The sequence below is a fragment of the Neobacillus niacini genome (genome assembly GCF_023715785.1).
Classification (GTDB): Bacteria; Bacillota; Bacilli; order Bacillales; family Cytobacillaceae; genus Neobacillus; species Neobacillus niacini_E.
In genome coordinates, this window is sequence record NZ_JAMBOX010000001.1 from 27,476 (window position 1) to 48,105 (window position 20,630).

Consider the following 20,630-nt stretch of genomic DNA (forward strand, 5'->3'; position numbering starts at 1 on the left):
ATTTTCCTAATTTTATAATAATATTGAAATATTATCCAAATGCTTTATAGTAAAAAATAAGAGAAAAAATTACTAGACGGGGGTACGCAGTTGCATGAAAAAGAAAAAAGTTTGGATTTGGATTGTGTCATTACTTGTATTACTAGGGATTGGTGGAACGGTCACGTATTTTTTAACAAAGGGTGAAGCAAAAATGGCCGGTGGAGAAACAGAAGCACCACCCCTTACCGTTCAAAAAGCGAGCGAACGCGAACTGGCCCAATCGATCCTTGTAACTGGAAAAATAGTCCCGGAAAGCGAGCAGAAGATCTTTATCGAGCCGGAAAAAGGTGCGATTAAAGAAATGAAGGTGACTGAAAACCAGACAGTCAAAGCTGGGGATCCCCTGCTAGTTTACGATTCTGCAAAAATAGACACCGAGCTTGCTAGAGCAGTTCGAAGCAAGGACCTGCTTACTAGCAGAGCCAAAACGGAACAAAACCAAATTGCCGATGTAACGAAGCGCCATAATGACGCGAAAAAGAAATTGTCAGCACAGAGCACCAACTCAGAGGGTACCGAAGAGGTTCCTGTAAGCCAAGAAACTGTCAATCAGCTCGCGAACGAAAAAATCCAGCTGGAGATGCAATATGAAAGCACCAAATCGGAAATTGCCTCAGCTGAAGATCAAATAAAAGAGCTTAACGCTCAGAAAAATGCCATGACGGTTGTAAGCAAAATGGATGGGATTGTCGTTAAGGTCAATCCAAACGTTGCCAAGACGGAAGCCGGGTCAGCAGAACCAGTCATCCATATTATTTCAAGCCAGCCCTATAAAGTAATCGGGACGATGAGTGAATTTGACGCTGTCAAAATTCAGCATGGACAACCGGTCATTATTCGGCCAAAAGTCTTTAAGGACCGGGAATGGAAGGGTTCAATTGAATCTGTTTCCCAATTTCCTACTGAGGATGGCGGTGGCGGAGGAGAATTCGGCCCTCCTGGCGGCGGCAATGTAACGATGTATCCGTTTAAAGTCGCCATTACCGATGATACCTCCGAGCTGCGCCAAGGCTTCCATGTTTCGTTAGAAATTAAAGTCGGCGGCGGGGAAAAACCGCTCGTAGTTCCACACCCAGCAATGGTTGATGAAGGTGGCATCAAGGTTGTCTATGTTTTAGTAAATAAAAAGATTGAGCGACGGGAAGTAAAAACAGGCGCTATGAACGATGAATTCATTGAAATTACTGAAGGAGTAAAGCAAGGTGAACTGGTCGTGATTACGCCGAATGAACAAATGCATGACGGAATGGAAGTGACCTCCTTTGATGAAGTTGAATAATATCACCAAAGTTTACGGCAAGGGTTCACTTGAAGTTCCTGTATTACATGGAATAGATTTGACGGTTGAAGATGGTGAATTTATTGCGATTATGGGACCCTCGGGATCCGGGAAGTCTACATTAATGAATATTATTGGCTTTTTGGATTACCCAACAGCCGGAACCTATGAATTAAATGGTGAAGTGATCAGCTCCGCGAAAGAAAGCGTGCTGGCCCGATTGCGCAATGAGCATATCGGCTTTGTTTTTCAACAGTTCTTCATGTTTCCAAGGGATAATGCGTTGAAAAATGTCGCCTCCCCGCTGATTTATGCCGGTGTTTCCAAACGGGAACGAACCGAACGGGCCAAGCAGATGCTAACGAAGGTGGGCCTGGAAGATCGGATGAAGCATTTGCCGAGTGAATTATCGGGGGGGCAGAAGCAACGGGTCGCCATTGCCAGGGCACTTGTAAACAATCCCTCGATTTTGTTGGCGGATGAACCCACCGGAGCACTTGATTCGAAAACAAGTGCCCAAATCATGAAGCTGTTTACCCAACTAAACGAAGAAGGCAAAACCGTTATTATTGTTACCCACGAAGAGGAAATTGCCGCTTACGCCGATCGGATTATTACGATAAAAGACGGGATGATTACCGATGACCGGAAAGTGGTGGCTTCATGAATATTTGGGAAAGCTTCAAAATCGCCCTTTCCTCGATTTGGAACCATAAGGTCCGGTCGATTTTAACAATGCTTGGCATCATTATCGGTGTGGCCGCGGTCATCATTATTGTAGCAATTGGGCAGGGGACAAGGACACAAATGACAAATGAATTGTTCGGCACCGATAAGAATGCAATTCAATTTTACTATGAATACACCCCGCCTGAGGGTGAGGAGCCTACGTTTTGGATGGAGCCGGAACTGACGAGCGAAGACGTCCAAACATTGGCTGAGGTGCCCGGCGTCAAAGCGGTCATCGCGACCAATCAAGGCTGGGGTCAGATGGTACGAAATGATGTCCAAGGGGATATGCAGATCACTGGTGTCGGTGGTGAATACTTCTCAGCTAGAAAAATTCACGTCCTTGAAGGGCGGGCTTTGTTCGCTGCCGACAACGATGGCCTAAATCGTGTGGTGATGATTGATACAATCGCCAGAAAAAAATTTTTCAAAGAAACTGAAAATCCCATCGGTGAAATCATTGATTTAAATGGCAATCCTTATAAAGTAGTCGGTGTGTATGAATCGCCGATTCCTGAGCAATTCCGTAATAAGGAAACAGGCGAAATGATGATGCCGCGAGCCGTGATCTCGATGATGTTTGGCAATCGAGAAATCGAACAATTGTCCGTGATTGCCAGCGACCCTGAACGGGTTTCCGAAACGGGAAGACTCGCGGCCGAGACGCTTACGGAAAAGAAAGGGCTTGAAGACGGACGGTATGCGACCAACAGCTTCGAGGATTATGAAAAAGAATTAAACAAGATGATTTCATTACTGACCTTGCTGATTGGGAGTATTGCCGGGATTTCTCTGTTAGTCGGCGGCATTGGCGTCATGAACATCATGTTAGTATCGGTAACGGAACGTACACGGGAAATTGGTCTTCGAAAAGCAATCGGAGCTACACGAAGAAAGATCCTTCTACAATTTCTAATCGAGGCCATCACGTTAACATCGTTAGGCGGTCTGATTGGAATGGGCTTAGCGGCAATCGGAACCATCCTTGTGTCAAAACTATCTCCAATTTCCGCATCCATGAGTCCGTTAATTGTGCTGATTGGCATTAGTTTTTCAGCTCTTATCGGCATCATTTTCGGCCTGCTTCCGGCCAATAAAGCATCAAAACTTAGTCCGATTGATGCATTAAGATATGAATAAGAAAGAACCGAGGATTTTTTTCCTCGGTTCTTTTTTTAATTGCAAGTCCCATGCGGACTCGGGCAGCCGATTGCCTCTTTTTCAACTTGAACGGTGCTATGCTCGATATGAAATTCGTCGTGCAGGATTTTCTGTGATTGGGCGAGAATATCATCGTGCACGCCTTCCTCCGCAATGGTAATATGGCAGCTTAACACCGGATAGCCGGAAGTAATCGTCCAAATGTGTAGATCATGCACTTCCTTTACAAACGGAATCTTGCCGAGCGCAACCTTTACTTGATTCATATCGATTTGCGTCGGCGCCCCCTCCATTAAAATATGGAACGAATCTTTTGTGACACGGTAGCCGCTGATCAAAATCAGCACCGCGACAATGATGCTGGCAATCGGGTCGGCGATGCCCCAACCGAAAAACATGATGAGTAATGCAGCCACGATTGCCCCGACAGAGCCGAGCATATCGCCAAGCACGTGAAGAAAGGCGCTACGGACATTCAGATTTTCGTCCTTGTCGCCCCGCATTAGAATCCAGGCGGCAACAATGTTTACAATCAGGCCGGTCACTGAAATAATCAGCATTCCTGTACTTTGAATCTCTGGAGGTGCGAAAAAGCGTTGGAACGCTTCATAGAAAATGTAAATCGAAATCAGGATAAGCGTTAACCCGTTCAGCGCCGCAGCGATGATTTCAAACCGCTTGTAGCCGTACGTTTTTTCCTGTGAAACCTGTTTTTCCCCAAGCTTGATGGCGAAAAAACTCAAACCTAATGCAGCAGCGTCGCTTAGCATATGGCCCGCATCCGAGAGCAGCGCCAGGCTGTTCGTTAACAATCCACCGATGACTTCTACAACCATGAATGCGGCAATTATGATAAAGGCGCTGAATAAAGCCTTTTTATTATTGCTGCTATGTGAATGGCCATGCGAGTGGCCATGTGAGTGTCCATGTCCATGATGGTGATGATGGTGCCCCATGTTTATCCCCCCATGAGCCTTTTTGTTCCTGGCTCAACTATTTTTCTCTAAATCGAAAAAGTTACGATTATCGCTAGTTTTTTCCTATCTTTATAATTCGATACACACGCCGAATAAGACGGGGGTGTTTTCTTTAAGTGTACGCTTCGTGCCCCGGTGTTTTTGATGCGTGCGACAACCGGTTTTAATATATCTGCGGTCTTTTCGATTATATCTGTGATTATTTCAATATATCTGCGATAATGTGGACTTTATCTGCGATTATTTCAATATATCTGCGATAATTCAAATATATCTGCGAAAGCCTCATTACTCCTTTACCCGTAACAGCCGCAACCCGTTCAATGTAACAATCAAGGTCATCCCCATGTCGGCGAAAATCGCAATCCACAATGTCAGCCAGCCGGGAACGACCAGCAACAACGCCAGGAATTTCACAACAAGTGATAATCCGATATTTTGCTTGATGATCCGTAAGGTTTTCCGGCTTAGTTTGATGGTAAACGGCAGTTTATCGAGGTCATCGTTCATTAGCGCAACATCGGCTGTTTCGAGCGCGGTGTCCGTTCCGGCGCCGCCCATCGCGATTCCGACACTAGCCGTGGCGAGCGCAGGAGCATCATTGATGCCATCTCCGACCATCGCCACCCTGCCAAACTGTGACTTTAGCTTTTTAATAAAATCTAATTTTTCCTGCGGCAGCAGTTCAGCCTCGATGCCGGTGACTCCGACTTGACGGCCGATTGCCTCGGCAGCGGCCCGGTTATCGCCTGTCAGCATAATGGTCTGCTGTATGCCAAGTTTGTGTAGCTGTTGGATCACGCCGCGGCTTGTTTCGCGAATCTCATCGGCAACGGCAATCAGGCCAAGAATTTCAGTTCGGCTCCCGGCAATCATCACCGTTTTGCCTTGATTTTGCAAATCAGTGATGTGGCCCGAGATGTTGCTAGGGATTTCAGTGAAAAGCTTCGTATTGCCAACTTGATATTCAACCCCGTTTACCGATCCTCGGATACCTTTTCCGGTAAATGAAGCAAAGTCTTCAACCTGGTAGTCGGCGTATCGGCCAGCTTTTTTGATAATTGCTGATGCTAGCGGATGCTGGGATTTCGCCTCCAGCGCTGCCACTTTTTCTAGCAACCTCTCGTCATCGCTAAAATTAATGAAATCCGTTACGACGGGCACCCCCTTTGTCAACGTGCCTGTTTTGTCAAATGCAATCGCCTGTAACGCCCCGGCTTCTTCCAAAAAGCTGCCGCCTTTGATTAAGACGCCTTTGCGGGCAGCATTGCCAATCGCGGTCACGATCGAAACCGGGGTGGAGATGACTAACGCGCACGGGCAGCCAACCACAAGTACCGCTAACCCTTGATAAACCCATTGCTGCCAATCGGCCCCAAACAACAGCGGTGGGAAAATGGCGACCAATGCTGCAACCAGCATAATGACTGGTGTATAGTACTTGGCAAACTTGTCAACAAACTGCTGGGACGGGGCCTTCTCCGCCTGCGCCTCTTCGACGAGGTGAATGATTTTTGCAATCGTCGTATCGTCGCTCAGCTTGGTGACTTTTATTTTTAAAAAGCCTTCTTCATTTAAGGTTCCAGCGAACACTTCGTCATCGATAGATTTTTCAACCGGCACAGACTCCCCGGTGATCGCCGCCTGATTGACGGCTGACGCCCCCTCAATGACGACTCCGTCCATAGCAATCCGTTGTCCGGGTTTCACGAGCATAATATCGCCGACTTCGATGTCTTCTGCTTTCAGTAAAATATCCTGGCCATTCCTGATGACCAGCGCCTCCGATGGCGCAAGTTCCATCAACGATCGAATCGAGGCCCGTGCTTTATCCATTGAATAGCCTTCTAGCACCTCGCTGATGGCGAACAGGAGCACAACAACGGCGCCTTCACTCCACTCCCCAATGATCGCTGCACCGATAATCGCGATGGTCATCAGTGTTTTCATATCAAACTCGAGCCGGGTCAGATTTTTCAAGCCTGTTTTAAATAGCGGGTAGCCTCCCAGTAAAATCGCCGCAGCGAACAGGAGATTTTCGTTGATGAGATAGCCGGCAATCACGAAAGCAAGTGACAGCCCAAGCTGGCCGTAGCGTTTCCATATCGGTTCCTTGGCTTGTGCCGGCAGCTTTTCTTTTTCCGGATAAATAGCTAATTTTTCAAACGCGCCTGCTTCATGCAGGTCCTCCAATGTGGCGTTTCCGTAGACTGTCAATTTGGAAGCGCCAAAGTTTACTTGTGCATCGACAACACCATCCAGGTGTTTCACGTTCTTTTCGAACTTGGCGGCACAGCTCGTTCAGGAAAAACCTTGAACACGGTACACTTGTTTTTCGATTGCTTCACCCACGAGTTTTCACCTCTTCCTGGTGCTCGAAGGCAATATGGATTAATTGTTTTACATGGTCATCGTCGAGGGAATAATATACAAGCTTGCCCTCTTTTCGATATTTGGCGAGGCCAAGATTTTTCAGGTGCCTTAGGTGATGGGATGCCGTTGCGGTCGTGGCTCCGACAATATGGGCCACATCGCAAACGCAGAGCTCGTCTTCCAGGGTCAGCGCGTAGGCTATTTTCATCCGTGTTTCGTCGGATAGTGCTTTAAAAAGTTTGGTCACTTCGAGTACATGGTTGTTTTTTTGCAGTTGTTCCTGAACTCTTGCCGTTTTCTCACTATCGACGCAGGCAACTTCGCAAACATCGCGGTCTTTCATACTGCCACCTTCTTCATTCAAATGTTCGTTTGAATATATCATATTCAAATACTGGTTTGAATGTCAATCGTTTTTGGAAGATTTTTATAAACATACTCAAACAGGAATTTGAATGTTTACTGATAAAAAAATCGTCCCTCATGATGAGGAACGATTTTTTAAATTAAGGCAAGCAGGGAGCCGCTCACAGCACCAGCAACCACAACCACCCATGGCGGCAGTTTCCAATAGGCCAGCATGCTGAACAAAATCGCGGCCAAAGCAAAGTCAGCCGGTCGTAAAATTGAACTGGTCCAAATCGGGTTGTAGAACGCTGAAATTAATAGGCCGACAACAGCTGCATTGACTCCAACCAAGGCCCCTTTTATTTTGGGATTACGGCGCAGCGTGTTCCAAAATGGCAGAGTGCCTAATACGAGCAAAAATGCCGGTAAAAATATCGCAGCGGTCGCGATAAGTCCGCCCTGCCATCCGTTGATGACACCACCGATATAGGAGCCAAAGGTGAACAACGGACCGGGAACGGCTTGAGCAGCCCCGTAACCGGCAAGAAATTCTTCCTTCGATAACCATCCGGTTGGGACTACCTCCCTTTCCAGTAACGGTAACACCACATGCCCGCCGCCAAACACGAGCGACCCGGAGCGATAGAAGCTGTCAAACATCGCCAGCCACCCCGATGCCATAACTTCCCTAAGCAATGGAAGTGCAAACAGCAAGCCGAAAAACAAAATCAAACAGGCAGCGGCAAACCGTTTGGAAATCGGAAATTGCAAATCGGGCTCACCCGCTTGATCCGCTTTTGTATTTTTAAAAAGAAACAGTCCGGCTGCTGCCGCCAATAAAATTACCCCAACCTGCGTAAACGCCCCCGGCAACAGCAGCGTTCCCACGACTGCAAACAGGGCAATTGTCTTTGTCGTCACATCCGGCGTTAATTTTTGCGCCATTCCTAAAATCGCATGAGCCACTACGGCAACGGCAACAATTTTTAACCCGTGAATCCAACCCGCGCCACTGACATCAAAACCTTGCATCAGCAACGCGAACAGAATGAGGGCGATGGCGGATGGGGCCGTAAATCCCAAAAATGCAAGGATTCCCCCCAGCAAACCGCCGCGCATCACACCGATGCCAATCCCGACTTGGCTGCTCGCCGGGCCGGGCAAGAATTGGCACAATGCCACCAAGTCGGCGTAGCTTTTCTCGTCAAGCCATTTCCGGCGCCGGACATATTCTTCATGGTAATAGCCTAAATGGGCAATTGGCCCGCCGAACGAAGTCAATCCGAGTTTGGTAGATACGAGCCATATTTCAATTAATGCCTTTCCCCTGTTTTGCACCAATGCATTGTCCTCCGATGATTATACTTATTATCCATTTTTTCATAGACTCGGTGCATGGCGCAAGCCAAAAGCCACATTATTAGTTCGTAATATATTTAACTGCATAAGACGCGAGTTGGACACGGTTTTCAAGCTCCAGCTTTTCCAGTAGATGTTTAATATGATTTTTCACCGTATTTTCGGCAATAAATAATTGTTCGGCAATTTGCTTATTCGTCAACCCGTCCGATACCAACAGCAGGATTTCTTTTTCACGACGCGTCAGTGATTTGATTTCTGGGGTGTTCTGCAGGTCGCGCTCGCGAAATTGGTACAGCAGCTTGCCCGCCAAATCCCTAGTTGCCGCGCTCGAGCCGTCGACGACTGAATGAAGATATTGCAGCCAGTCATCGGGGTCCATGTTTTTCAGCAAATACCCCTGGGCGCCGTACTGGATGGCGGTAAACAAATCGCCGACATTGTCGGAAACGCTCAGGATGATCACTTTAACAAACGGAAATTTCCCTTTGATGAGTTTCGTCGCTTCAAGGCCGTCCATGACCGGCATTTCTATATCAATCAGGAGGATGTCGGGAAGTTCCCGCTCGCAAAGCTGAATCGCTTCCTGGCCGTTTTTGGCCTCACCAACAATTTTAAACAAGGAATTTTCCTCTAGAATCGCCCTTATGGCCAGACGCGCATGGGGGTGGTCATCGGCGATTAACACTCGATACGGTACCATACTTCCCGCTTCCTTTCACGGTAATGATCGTTCCTTCATTATTTTTGGAGGTAATTTCAACGGCAGCGTCGATTTTTTGCGCCCGCTCCCGCAGCATCGCCAGGCCGTAACGAGTGTGGGTGGCTTCATTCTTTGGAAAACCCTTTCCGTCATCCGCGATGGTTAATTTCCAGCCTTCAGAGCCCGTTTGCAATTTCAGCGAGGCGGCCGCAGCCCTTGAATGCTTGCGGATATTGGTAAAGGCCTCCTGGATGATGCCAAACAACTGCACTTCCTCTGACGGACTGAAGTAGCCATCTGGCAGCCCCATCGTGAGCTTCGGTTCTATTCCCGAGACAGTGCTCCAATCGTCGAGCCATTTCTCCACTCTTTTTGAAAAAGATATCAGTTCCTCTGGGCTCATCCGTAAATTATAGATTGCCTGGCGGACATTGGCGTCGATGGAATTTACGAGGGCTGACGCTTCGTTCACTTTCCCCTTTTTCAAATTCACTTTTAATAAAAATAACGTCTGGGCAATATTATCGTGCAGTTCCTTGGCAAGCCGCTCGCGCTCCTCAAACACGGCCCGCATTTCCCGCTCCTGGGCGAGGCGCCGGTTTTTTTCCTCAATTGTTTTAAACATCCAGGTGGCGAATACGTAGAAGATGAATAGAGTTAAGACGATGATCAAATAATTGCCGACGTCCATCGAAAGGTTGTAGAGCCACACACTGTGCCTTAGTAGTTCAAAGCCGCCGATTAGCACGGTCGGCAGCAAAATCGTTATCCATTTCAGCTTGCGGTAGGACATGCCCGAGCCCCCCTTTTTGTCCTTCTATCTCTATTAAAACATAGCTGACGTTCTCATGCTTCTATTTTTCGATAACGATTCAGCAAATCAACCATAAATCGGTCGGGATTTTCTCCGCTATTTTCGATGATTTCGAGTTGTGCCCCGTTTTCCATGAAGATAATCCTGTCGGCAACTTCAGCGGCTACGTCCATCATATGGGTGGAAAATAGTATCGTCGTTCCAGTTTGTTTGATTTTTTTCAATAAGTCGATAAAAACATTAATCCAATATGGGTCAAGCCCGTTTGTCGGTTCATCGAGAATCATCAGAGCCGGCTGTGCCAGCCATGCCTGCCCGAATAATAGCCGCTGCCGCATTCCTTTGGACAGGTGCTTGAGGCGTTCGTTTTGCTTTTTTTCCAGGCCAAGGGTCCCGATGACCTCTTGAACGCGCTTTGCCGGAACATTCCGAAACCGGCCGTAAAATGTTAGAAACTCGGCTACTGTCAGCGTTTCCTGTGCGAAAAATTCATCAGGCATATAGCCGATGGAGGAGATATAGTTTTTTCGGTCGGTGTGCAGGTCGACACCGTTAAGTTTGACGGAGCCGGAGCTTGGTGCCGAGATGCCGGCAACAAGATCGAGCAGCGTGCTTTTTCCGGCGCCATTCCCGCCGCAAAGGGCGATACACTCGCCTGCCCTCGCTATTAAGGAAAATGGCTGCAGCGCGGTTTTCTTTTTAAAGGCTTTTGATACTCCCTGGATTTCAAGTGTCACTGCGCCCGCCTCCTCATTAATAAAAATAATGGAATTACAGATACAGCCCCAAAATAAATCGGGAGGTAAATCAACAGAACAAGCCAGCCCGTTCCCGACTGGAATAATCCAACGATAGAATCATAGGACTGGCCAAAAATTGAACCTCCGTCCCACTGGACAATAAAAAAGATGCGCAGAAATTCTGCAGGATTGACAATCATCGCCACTTTCATCAAAGGCTCAATCAGTGGATAAGGTACGAGCCTCAAAACGGTAATTAACGCGGTCGGCCAAATCATAATCAGGAGAAACCAGACGGCAACCGAGACGGTGAATGCCTGCCACCTCGTGTTGACAATGGTTCCAATCGACATGCCGAGATACAGAAAAACGATGATTAACATTAGAGAAAAAAAGTAAATAAGCAGCAGCCAGTTTAGCTCGAGCGGGATTCCGGCGACGAGGCCAATCGCCATACTAATCCCATAGCCAAGGGTGAACACCACCGTTTGGGCCGTAATCAGCCCGAAAAATTTGCCAAATAAGTAGGCGGGAACGCTTACCGGATACGTGCAAAGCAAATGCCACTGCCCGTTTTCCATTTCATTGGCAATCGAAAAAGAGCCGGTCATCATCATAAATAACGGCAATAAATACAACAGGATATTAACGATGGTTCCCGTTGTGTTGGTAAACCCGGTGACATTCGGGTTATTTTTTTCAAGTAGATATAATAAGGAAAAAACGATGACCCACAGGATGAGAAAGGTATAATAGGAACGCTGCCGCGTCATCGTTTTCCATTCGGAAAGCCATAAATTAACCATGAGAAAATTCCTTTCGAGCGATTAAATAGGGTGAACAGGAGTTCATGCTTACAATCGGAATTGTTATGGGCCGGATTTAATTTGGCTGCTATTAGTGCTTGGCGCCGGAATCGCTCTTGTCCATATCATGATTGCCGCCGGAATCGTCCATATTCATGCGATGTTCTTCGGCTGATCCATTCTTATCCATTTCGCCGGAGTCGCCATGTCCATGCATTTTCCCCTTCATTTCATTGACCATATCCTGATTGCGCTCCCAGGAGTGATGCTGGAGTTTATCATAGCTTAATAGGTCGCCGCTGCCATGTTCCTCAATAAAGCTTTTGGCCGCTTTTTCATCAGAAAAGGCGATGACATTGTAGGCCATCGGTGTTTTGATTGGCTTGTCGTAGACGAATGAGGCCTTTTCAAGCTCAAGCCATTCTTTCGATTTATAGTCTTTGACGTAGGAGTTGGCTACCTCCTTGCCCTCATTTTCTCCCAGCCATTTGTACATGCAGCCGATGTCGTCAAACAGGAGCGCTTTTCCATTTTCGAGGATCAGTTCAGTGGCGAACCCGTCATCCTTCACGGCCATATGGCAAACCTCGCATTTATCGCTCTGTTCGTTGATCGCCACCGGCTTGATTTCCTTTTTGCCGCAGCCGGCGATGAGAATAATAGAGATGATTGTAAAAAGTAATAGATGTTTTTTCATATTTGTTTCCTCCCGTAAAAAATGATTAATAGACTGGTTGAAATCATGACGAGGCTCAAGGCCCCGGTAAGGATTGATGGCTGCGATTCGAGTGGCTCGCGGGTGGATTGCTCCATTTGTGGCGCCACATCGGTCACGACCATCCCCGCAGGGCTTTTCAGCATTTTTTGCAGCAGAATCAGTCCCGGATGCTGGAAAAATAGCTGGTACTCTGGTGTTTCCTTAATAAGTGTTAAAAAGTAGGGATCGGCTTGGTACGGCAGATTGCTTTTTCCATCACCATCGGTATCAAGCTTAAGGGCAGAATCCCAATAGTTGTGGCGGATTTGATTGGTGCCGCCACCCATGCCGCCGATGGCTTGAATATGGTTGACATTTCCGATAAAGGCATTGTCCTCGATTGCATTTTCCGCCGTTTTCATGATTTGCGCGCCTACAAAGTTTGTCGTTATTTTGTTGCTAGTAATCTCGTTCCCCGTGGAATTTTCAATAAACAGTCCCACCCTGTTTTCGGAAATCATATTATCGCGGATTGTCGAGTCATGAACATCGAAGAGAAGCATTCCTTGGGCGTTCACGCTTTCATTATTTCCATAGAATTTGTTATCTTCGATCGTGGACCCGCTCGTTTCCATCACCATCGCTCCGGTCACGTTGCGGGTGGAGGTATTCTTTTTAATCGTGGCATGATCGGAAAACATCACGTGAATTCCATACCGTGACTCCTTAATGTGATTTCCCAGCAGCGTATTATTATGGCTGTTTTCGAGGTAAATTCCGTCTTGGACTCGAACGATTGTGATCGTTTCAAAGGCATTCTGATGGGATTCCCATAGCTCGATACCATTCTCTTTACCTTGGCCGGATATTTCGATATTTTTAAAACTGGAGTTTACGGCACTTTCCAACTTGATGCCGATGCTTGCCGAATTGATGACCAGGTCCTCCAGGTGATGATTCCTTCCGTTGACAGTCACTGCTGCCGGAATTTGCCGGCATCCGATGACACTGACGCCCTTCAGTATGACATTTTTCCCGGTAATAGTAATCGCGGGTTGATCAGAGCACGCTTTGATGAAGGTGCCTTTCTCGCCGATCAGGGTAATCGGTTTCTTTAAAATCAGAGGTTCTTCATAAGTTCCGGCCTTGAGTGTCAATGTCCCTCCCTCGGGTACCGCGTTTATCAAAGCCTGTAGCGAGGTTTCTGCTTCTGCGACAGCCCCCTTTCCTCCAAAAATAGTCAGTATCCCCGCCAATAATAGCAGATTCATAATGGTCTTCATGGAACTGATGTCCTTCCTATAGGCACCAAGGATGCTTAGTGCATGGGAATTTTAATATAACAACCTATAACTTAATCCAATTTGGATACTTTTCCTATGACTCAACCGGGCTATTTTTCCATTGGGATTTGAACAGTTTTGGAAAACGAGGGCAGTGGGAAGTATTGCCGGCGGACACTAAAACGCTCCTTCTAAACTTAATTAGAAAGAGCCAAAAAAGATTGAGTTATTCCGGATTTTTTATCATTTCCGTATTTGCAATAGTGTCAGTATCGCTTATGGTGTCAGGCACCATTATATGACTTCGCACTGTAAGAACCATGTCTGCGATGAAATAAAGCCCAACTGCTGGCCAGGTCCATGACCAAAGTTGTTCCACTATCCCATAGGTCGCACTCACTGCTGGATGCACCCATTTTAGGACGATGAATGACAATATGCCCCAGCTTAGGGAAAAGGGCAGGCAAATGTGGCCGTGAAGCTGCATCGGGGTGCCGGAGTAGTCCCAATATTGGCGGTGAAACAGTTTTTGGAGCATGGCTCCGCTCACATATTCGATGAATGTTGGGATAATGAAACAAAGAAGAAGCACCAACGCCCAATGTGTATCCGGTGTGATCAAGTACACCAGCATGATCGGGGCGAAGCCGTACATCGGTTTAAACGGTCCGTATAAAAAATTGTCTTTGATGAATTTGCCTTTGGTTAAAAAGTTGTAGCTGTTTTCCAACAGCCAGCCCAGAAAGGAATACACAGTAAAATAAAACACAATCACGGCTGCTGCCTGGGTAAAAAGGACATCTGAATTTTGGTATTCAAACCCTTTTAACAAGTTGATAATCATGGCTAATCCACCTTTCATAGGTTAAAAATTCACAACTTAGTTTAGCCGGGTGACGGAAAAGTATACCAAAATAATCCTGTTTTGGTTTTCGCCGAATTGGGCTGGGTTTTCGCCGAAAACAAGCGGTTATTCGCCGAATCTGAGCAGATAATAATCGCCGAGTTCAACTCGTTATTCGCCGAATTCCGCAGAGTATTCGCCAAACTGGGTAACAAGTTACCCTTTCATAAATAAAAATCAACATTGTGTTCATTAATCTACAGGAATTTCGTATAATTTTAACAAAACCAATCGAGGTGAATCATATTGACCGAAAAAATCGCCGATAAACGCGTGGCGCGGACGAAGCGAGTCATTCGCGACGCCCTCACTCAATTAATGGAGGAAAAAGGTTTTGAAGGAATCACAGTCCGGGATTTGACCGAGAAGGCGCAGATCAATCGGGGGACCTTCTATTTGCATTACCGCGATAAATACGATTTGCTCGAGCAAAGTGAAGAGGAGATTCTCAAAGGAATCGCAGCTATTACGGAAAACATTGACCCAGTGGATGCAATGGCCTATACCAGCAATGATGAACCCTTTCCCATCATTCTCAAACTCTTTGAATTTTTTCAAGAGCATGCCGAGTTTTTAAAGGTCATTCTGGGAGCGAATGGCAACGCATCATTCCAGGTAAAACTGAAAAGCTTCATAAAAAAAATCTTCTACAGTAAATTAGTCACCAAGCTTAATAAAGAAGGCATTCAAGTGCCAGTCGAAATCCTGCTGGCCTACCTGAGCTCGGCCCATCTTGGCGTGGTCCAGCATTGGCTTGAAACTGGAATGGAAAAGTCGCCTCGTGAAATCACGCTCATTTTAACAAAAATGACATTATTGGGCCCTGGCTATGTGGCAGGTTTAAAACCGCCTATTGAAAAATGAACATAATCCACTGTTTTGTTTATTGTAATTCACCCGGGAGCGCTCTACTATTAAATTAGAGACACTCAACACGGTGTTCATTTAAGGGGGTTTTTCAATGAATCCAACCATCAAGGTAGAACAGGTGAACAAAAGCTTCAGCAAAAAGGCAGTTCTCGAGGATGTCAGTTTAACGATTGAAAAAGGCCAGCTATACGGGCTAATCGGACCTTCAGGTGCCGGGAAAACGACACTGGTAAAGATGATCGTCGGCATGGAAAAAGCGGATTCCGGAACCATTCAAGTTTTGGATAAAAAAATGCCTAACCTTGCCATACTCCAGGAAATCGGCTATATGGCCCAATCCGATGCACTCTACGCGGAATTGACCGGAGAGGAGAATTTAAAGTTTTTCGCTTCTCTGTATAAATTAAATAAAAAAGACCAGAAAAACCGAATTGCCTACGCGGCGAGCTTGGTCAATCTGACCGATGACTTGAAAAAGCGTGTTTCTGCCTACTCCGGCGGGATGAAGCGGCGCCTGTCACTGGCAATTGCACTGATCCAGGACCCGAAAATTTTGATTTTGGATGAACCGACCGTCGGGATTGACCCCGCGTTAAAAATTTCAATTTGGAATGAACTGATGCGGTTAAAAACCGAGGAGGATAAAACCATTATCGTGACGACTCACGTCATGGATGAGGCCGAGCGCTGCGATTATGTCGCCATGGTTCGTGATGGACGCATCATCACTAGTGGGTCGCCTGCAGCATTAAAGGAACAGTACCAGGTTACCCATTTTGATGAAGTATTTTTAAAGGCGGGGGTGAAGCATCATGAGAATCCGGGCGCTCATTAAACGAATTTGTCAGCAAATGCTGCGCGACAAACGGACACTGGCATTAATGTTTGTCGCTCCGTTGCTGATTCTGACCCTGATGTACTTTTTATTTAATGGGAATAATGTAGACCCGAAATTAGGTGTGGTTGGTATCGATGAAAGCCTTGTGAGGATTTTGAAAAAAGCAGACATTAAGGTGGAAAAATTGGATCAGGCGGAAAGTAGCACGGTGGTTGAACGCGATCTCGACGGACTGCTCCAGCAAGATAATGGAAAAATGGAACTGACACTGCAAAACGATGACCCTACCAAGGCGAAGGGACTGCAAGCGAAGGTTAATCAGGCGGTTGCCTCTTTGGCCCAAGCCAATTTGATTCAAAAAAATCCCGCCTTAGCCGGGATGACGGCGCCACAAATGGACATCGATTACGTTTATGGCGATAAGGACACTGTCTTTTTTGATGTGTTGAGCCCAATTTTGGTTGGATTCTTCGTGTTCTTCTTTGTATTCATTATTTCTGGAATCGGCCTGCTGCGCGAGCGCACGACTGGGACATTGGAGAGGTTGATGTCGACCCCCATTCGAAGGGCAGAAATAATTATCGCCTATTTAACCGGCTACGGAATCTTTGCCGTTATTCAAACCATTATTGTCGTGTTGTATGCGATAAATGTGCTCGATATTGTGTTGGTGGGTTCGATTTTTCATGTGATACTGATCAATCTACTACTGGCATTGGTCGCACTTTCATTGGGAATATTGTTATCATCTTTTGCGGCTTCCGAATTTCAAATGATGCAGTTCATTCCGATTGCCGTCATTCCACAGGTGTTCTTTGCCGGGATCTTCCCTCTTGAAGGGATGGCTGAATGGCTTCAGGCCTTTGCCAAAGTGATGCCGATGTACTACGCAGGCGATGCGCTTAAAGGCGTTATGTATCGAGGAGCAGGATTAAGCGAAATCAGCGGTGACCTCCTTGCCCTCGGAATCTTCGCGGTCATCTTTATCACATTGAATATTTTTGCATTAAAAAAATATAGAACCCTGTAGAAAAACAAAATCCAAAGGACGCAAACTCCTTTGGACTTTCTGTTTCCTGCCATTTAAAAAGACGCTTCCGGCTAGGAGCGTCTTTTGCATTCGGAACAAACGTTCGTTTTGTGTGACAATCAAATTAAAATGGCCTATATTTGCCTTCCATATTATTAGTATAAATGATTCATAATTTTAAGTCTATATCTTTACAAATAATTAGTTTATAGTTTTTATACCGTCCGGGAAAACAGTGGAAGCACGGAACCGTTCTCTGCTTCAAGGAGGATTTAGATGCAATTTCGTTTATGGGATACTAATTTGAAGGTTCGCTTGCTTGGCGAAGGCTTGTTTAATATGTTGTTTTGGATGTACTTTCCGTTTATTACCGTGTATTTCAGTGAGGAATTAGGCAACCGTGCAGCCGGAATACTGATGACCGTCCCGCCGATTTTTAGCCTAATCGGGAGCCTGCTTGGCGGGGCCTTGACCGATCGGTTCGGACGGCGGCCCGTGATGCTGCTGGGCGCCTCACTGCAGGCCTTGATGTTTGTTATGTTTGCAATGTCTCCATCCCCTTGGCTGGATTACATTGCCTTTATTGGGATAGGACTTGGAGGTGCGGTCTATCGTCCGGCCAGCTCCGCGATGGTTGCCGATTTGGTTCCAGCAAAAAGCCGCCGCGAGGTTTTCGCGACCTTTATGACCGCCAATAATATTGGCGCCGTGCTTGGGCCCGCACTTGGAGCGATCTTCTTCTTCCATTACCGGCAAGAGCTCCTTTGGACCTGCGCATTGGTCTTGCTTATCTATTTTATCGCTATTTATTTCATCGTTCATGAAACAATGCCGCCATCTGCAAGGGAAGCGGCATCAGAAGCAAAATCCACAAAAATAACCGCTGTCTTCAAGGAACAGTGGCAAGGCTATGGGATTATTTTTCGAGATAAGGTTTTCCTAATTTATATTTTGGCAGGAATTTGCTCATTGATTCCGATTATGCAGCTGGATATTTTTTTGCCAGTCTACGTATTTAATCATGTCCCTGCACAAACTTTGTTCAAATGGGGGGATGCTGCCTTTACTCTGTCCAGCAAGGAGATTTTCGGCTGGCTGGTAGGGTTTAACGGCCTCTTGTTTGTCCTGTTTATCCTCCCGGTTACGAAATGGTTAGGAAAATGGAAAGAGCGGAATGTGTTCATCCTGTCATCAGTGCTCTCCGGGTTTGGTACATTTTTCGTCGGGCTCACTACCAATGTATGGCTGTTGTTTTTCATCACCATCATTTTCACCCTTGGAGAGATGGTCCGCTCCCCGGTCATGCAGAGCTTTATCAGCCGCTATGCCCCGGAGAACGCCAGAGGCCAATACATGGGCGCCGATAGCCTGCAGTATACCATCGGGAAATTTCTGGCGCCGCTCACCGTATTCCTATCCAGCTGGGTTGCGCCAATGGGCATATTCAGTATCGTTTTACTATTTGCACTGATTAGCATCATCCTATATATACAATTATTTAGAATCTGGGTAGAGCAGCCAGCAGCAACGGATTAAACACCACCGCCATTTGAATGGATCCAAGTACATCGGTAAGTTATCCCATGAACTGGCATCGACCGTGTCCACCACACATGGACATTTGTCCACGCTTGGTGCCTGACACCAATACTGCAGGTACCAAAACCGCCGCAGCACGCTTAGGCTTCACTCCAATGGAGATGAGAAAAAAGTATCTCCTGTGTCATCGAGTTGAGATAAGAGAACAGTCCCCAGCATGTAACCCGGTATTACACCGTTTTCATCGCAGTGCCAGAGATAGACGCTGCCGTTTTCCATTTTACTCACGATGGCGATATTCCCATTATGCGTTTCGAAAATGATAGGTATTCCTACAGCTCCCTCGGCAAAGGTTCCGGTTTTGTGCCATTTACCGTCCTGGTGCTGCTGATAATGAACCAATGAGGTACCTGAACGAATAACCAGCTCCAGTCGGCCAGACTTTCCTTTAACTGGAATTGAAACGGCATAATTGTCAGGATTGTCTTCATACCATGGGTATTTCCTGCTTTTATATGATTCGGTTAGTTTCCTATTATGATACAGGCGGATCATTTCCCTAGCAGGGTCAGCCATGTCCCTTATAATCGGATGGCATAAGTAACCTTTGTTGTTCGACAAATGATAAACCATTTCATCCAAGGTATAGTGTGGGCGATAGCGAATCATCATGGCATCTGAAGGATTCGAATATTTTTTCAACCGGAAACCAAGCTCCTTCGCCATATTAACATAGACAATTTCATCCATTCCCCAGGAGGACGTTTCAATTAAAGCTTGTTTTAGCTGGTCCTTACGTTCTGGCGCCAGTAATGCTTTGACAAGCCGCCGCGATATGACTTGGGCAACATTGAAAGTGCCGTACAATGGTTTGACCTTAAAAATTCTGCTCCAGCGTTTGACCTCCTTTTGAAGTTCTTTGCCAATAGACCACTGACTGTCTGGAATCCTGAAATCCACTCCCATGTAATCCGTATCTTTCATTTCCGCTTTAATATATTCTTCATAGCCTTTTCCGATAAATAAAGCATCAGAGTCAATATTGATAAAATAGTCATACACAATCCCCAACTCTTCCAGCCATTCCATCGTTTCCAGAAAATAAACAGCTGTATGGCCATAATCCAATTTGCGGCTTGAAGGACAGACAGGCACCCCCAGCCCTTCACAAAGCCGCCAATCATAGCCCCCGTTGTATAAGACAATCGTACTGTTTGGACAAAAATGGCGGACATTCTCCACCAGTTCCTTAATCAATTCCTTTTTTTCATGGGCAAGAATGGCAAAACATATTCCGCTCTTTGGCGCCTTCATATATTGATTTTGGCTTCTGCTTAAAACCTTAGCATTCATCCTATTAATCTCAGCGATCGGTTTCTTTCGTTCGGCAATAAGCTTACGCATTTTCTCTTTATTTCCATTCGCCCGCTTATAACGGTCAAGAAGTTTAGAATTCGAATTGCCATATGGATTGGTCCTATAGTTTGAGGCCGGGTGCCAAACGTGATAGATGGCGCCATTCACTTTAGTTGCTGGTCCGCACAGCGTCTCAACCGATAGGGAAAATGCATCATCCTCCCCGCCCCAGCCGAGAAACCGTTCATCAAATCCCCCGACAGCCTCAAAGTGCTCTCTCCGGATGACAATAAGCTTTCCGGCAAAGCCCTTGTACAACCAGTTTGCCTTTGTAAATTTCTTCGCATTGATTCCTATTGGCCAAGAGGGAATAGTCGTAATAAGCTGTTTTGTCTCCTCTTTTTCAATATCATAAATTTCCGTAAATGGAATCACCCAAGGCGAGTGATTCAGCTCCTTTATCGCTTCCACAATAAGCTCCGGACCATACACCACATCGGCGTCGGCAATAACAAATATATCTCTTGTAGCCTTTTTAGCAGCGGTGTTAACTGCCTTGGATTTATTCACCACTGGATCGTCAATTGTACCCACGCAAAGTTCCGCCCCAGGCATGACACGCTCATAATACTGCTTAATCCATTTAAACGCCTCTGCTCTTGAGCCATTATCTGTTTGGAAAGGAATAATGATTGACACATTTTCTAACATAACCTCTCCTCACCTTTCCTGATTTAGTAAAAAAATCGTATGTCGACGTTATAGGATATGTGCTCCGCCAT

General features: G+C 46.3%; 18 protein-coding genes and 1 pseudogene. 7 read left to right on the forward strand and 12 right to left on the reverse strand.

Translation table 11 applies throughout. From position 1 onward, the window contains the following. Positions 1-94: 94 nt before the first annotated feature. Genes M3234_RS00125 through M3234_RS00135 form a run of 3 tightly spaced genes read left to right on the forward strand, consistent with a single transcriptional unit; the run spans position 95 to position 3,190 of the window. Entirely contained in the window at positions 95-1,321 is a 1,227-nt protein-coding gene (locus M3234_RS00125; protein WP_262302730.1) for an efflux RND transporter periplasmic adaptor subunit, read from the forward strand. Next, positions 1,305-1,988 (forward strand): ABC transporter ATP-binding protein, encoded by a 684-nt coding sequence (locus M3234_RS00130; RefSeq protein ID WP_066314792.1) that lies wholly within the window; start codon positions 1,305-1,307, stop codon positions 1,986-1,988. The genes M3234_RS00125 and M3234_RS00130 overlap by 17 nt, the downstream gene beginning before the upstream one ends. After that, positions 1,985-3,190 carry an ABC transporter permease gene (locus tag M3234_RS00135; RefSeq protein WP_262302731.1) on the forward strand — a complete coding sequence of 402 codons (1,206 nt, stop codon included), beginning with the start codon at positions 1,985-1,987 and terminating at the stop codon, positions 3,188-3,190. The genes M3234_RS00130 and M3234_RS00135 overlap by 4 nt, the downstream gene beginning before the upstream one ends. A 35-nt stretch (positions 3,191-3,225) precedes the next feature. On the opposite strand, the gene M3234_RS00140 is transcribed toward M3234_RS00135, so the two are convergent. The 11 genes and pseudogenes from M3234_RS00140 to M3234_RS00190 all read right to left on the reverse strand — a co-directional run bounded on the left by M3234_RS00140 (position 3,226) and on the right by M3234_RS00190 (position 14,155). Continuing rightward, complete coding sequence (locus M3234_RS00140; protein ID WP_262302732.1) at positions 3,226-4,167, reverse strand: cation diffusion facilitator family transporter; 942 nt, start codon at positions 4,165-4,167, stop codon at positions 3,226-3,228. A 309-nt stretch (positions 4,168-4,476) separates the two neighbouring features. Then, positions 4,477-6,540, reverse strand: a complete 2,064-nt coding sequence (locus M3234_RS00145) for a heavy metal translocating P-type ATPase (RefSeq protein ID WP_262302733.1) — start codon at positions 6,538-6,540, stop codon at positions 4,477-4,479. Beyond that, on the reverse strand, positions 6,533-6,904 hold the full coding sequence (locus M3234_RS00150) for an ArsR/SmtB family transcription factor (protein WP_262302734.1): 372 nt from the start codon (positions 6,902-6,904) through the stop codon (positions 6,533-6,535). The genes M3234_RS00145 and M3234_RS00150 overlap by 8 nt, the downstream gene beginning before the upstream one ends. Before the next feature lie 158 nt (positions 6,905-7,062). Further along, complete coding sequence (locus M3234_RS00155; RefSeq protein ID WP_262302735.1) at positions 7,063-8,250, reverse strand: chromate transporter; 1,188 nt, start codon at positions 8,248-8,250, stop codon at positions 7,063-7,065. A 79-nt stretch (positions 8,251-8,329) separates the two neighbouring features. Next, on the reverse strand, positions 8,330-8,971 hold the full coding sequence (locus tag M3234_RS00160; RefSeq protein ID WP_262302736.1) for a response regulator: 642 nt from the start codon (positions 8,969-8,971) through the stop codon (positions 8,330-8,332). Continuing rightward, positions 8,940-9,764, reverse strand: a complete 825-nt coding sequence (locus tag M3234_RS00165) for a sensor histidine kinase (RefSeq protein ID WP_262302737.1) — start codon at positions 9,762-9,764, stop codon at positions 8,940-8,942. The genes M3234_RS00160 and M3234_RS00165 overlap by 32 nt, the downstream gene beginning before the upstream one ends. Before the next feature lie 53 nt (positions 9,765-9,817). Further along, positions 9,818-10,522 carry an ABC transporter ATP-binding protein gene (locus M3234_RS00170; RefSeq protein ID WP_262302738.1) on the reverse strand — a complete coding sequence of 235 codons (705 nt, stop codon included), beginning with the start codon at positions 10,520-10,522 and terminating at the stop codon, positions 9,818-9,820. Beyond that, the gene (locus M3234_RS00175; RefSeq protein ID WP_262302739.1) at positions 10,519-11,331 is read right to left on the reverse strand and encodes an ABC transporter permease; all 813 of its coding nucleotides are present in this window, start codon (positions 11,329-11,331) and stop codon (positions 10,519-10,521) included. Before M3234_RS00175 ends, M3234_RS00170 begins: the two co-directional genes overlap by 4 nt. A 196-nt stretch (positions 11,332-11,527) precedes the next feature. Next, positions 11,528-12,028 (reverse strand): annotated as a pseudogene (locus M3234_RS00180) (nitrous oxide reductase accessory protein NosL); the annotation flags it as partial. Next, positions 12,025-13,311, reverse strand: a complete 1,287-nt coding sequence (locus M3234_RS00185; RefSeq protein ID WP_262302740.1) for a right-handed parallel beta-helix repeat-containing protein — start codon at positions 13,309-13,311, stop codon at positions 12,025-12,027. The pseudogene M3234_RS00180 and the gene M3234_RS00185, both read right to left, overlap by 4 nt. Positions 13,312-13,537: 226 nt before the next feature. Beyond that, positions 13,538-14,155: a putative ABC transporter permease gene (locus M3234_RS00190; protein ID WP_262302741.1), complete on the reverse strand. Its 618-nt coding sequence runs from the start codon at positions 14,153-14,155 to the stop codon at positions 13,538-13,540. Positions 14,156-14,461: 306 nt separating this feature from the next. Here M3234_RS00190 and M3234_RS00195 point away from each other — a divergent pair, with 306 nt between their 5' ends. The 4 genes from M3234_RS00195 to M3234_RS00210 all read left to right on the forward strand — a co-directional run bounded on the left by M3234_RS00195 (position 14,462) and on the right by M3234_RS00210 (position 18,489). After that, the gene (locus M3234_RS00195) at positions 14,462-15,079 is read left to right on the forward strand and encodes a TetR/AcrR family transcriptional regulator (protein WP_262302742.1); all 618 of its coding nucleotides are present in this window, start codon (positions 14,462-14,464) and stop codon (positions 15,077-15,079) included. 97 nt (positions 15,080-15,176) lie between these two features. After that, a complete protein-coding gene (locus M3234_RS00200) occupies positions 15,177-15,920 on the forward strand; it encodes an ABC transporter ATP-binding protein (protein ID WP_262302743.1) in 744 nt (247 codons plus the stop codon). Further along, positions 15,898-16,953 carry an ABC transporter permease gene (locus tag M3234_RS00205; protein ID WP_262302744.1) on the forward strand — a complete coding sequence of 352 codons (1,056 nt, stop codon included), beginning with the start codon at positions 15,898-15,900 and terminating at the stop codon, positions 16,951-16,953. The genes M3234_RS00200 and M3234_RS00205 overlap by 23 nt, the downstream gene beginning before the upstream one ends. Before the next feature lie 276 nt (positions 16,954-17,229). Beyond that, on the forward strand, positions 17,230-18,489 hold the full coding sequence (locus tag M3234_RS00210) for an MDR family MFS transporter (protein ID WP_262302745.1): 1,260 nt from the start codon (positions 17,230-17,232) through the stop codon (positions 18,487-18,489). Positions 18,490-18,639: 150 nt separating this feature from the next. Here M3234_RS00210 and M3234_RS00215 read toward each other — a convergent pair whose 3' ends face one another. Continuing rightward, positions 18,640-20,559 (reverse strand): glycosyltransferase family 2 protein, encoded by a 1,920-nt coding sequence (locus tag M3234_RS00215; RefSeq protein ID WP_262302746.1) that lies wholly within the window; start codon positions 20,557-20,559, stop codon positions 18,640-18,642. Positions 20,560-20,630 lie beyond the last annotated feature (71 nt).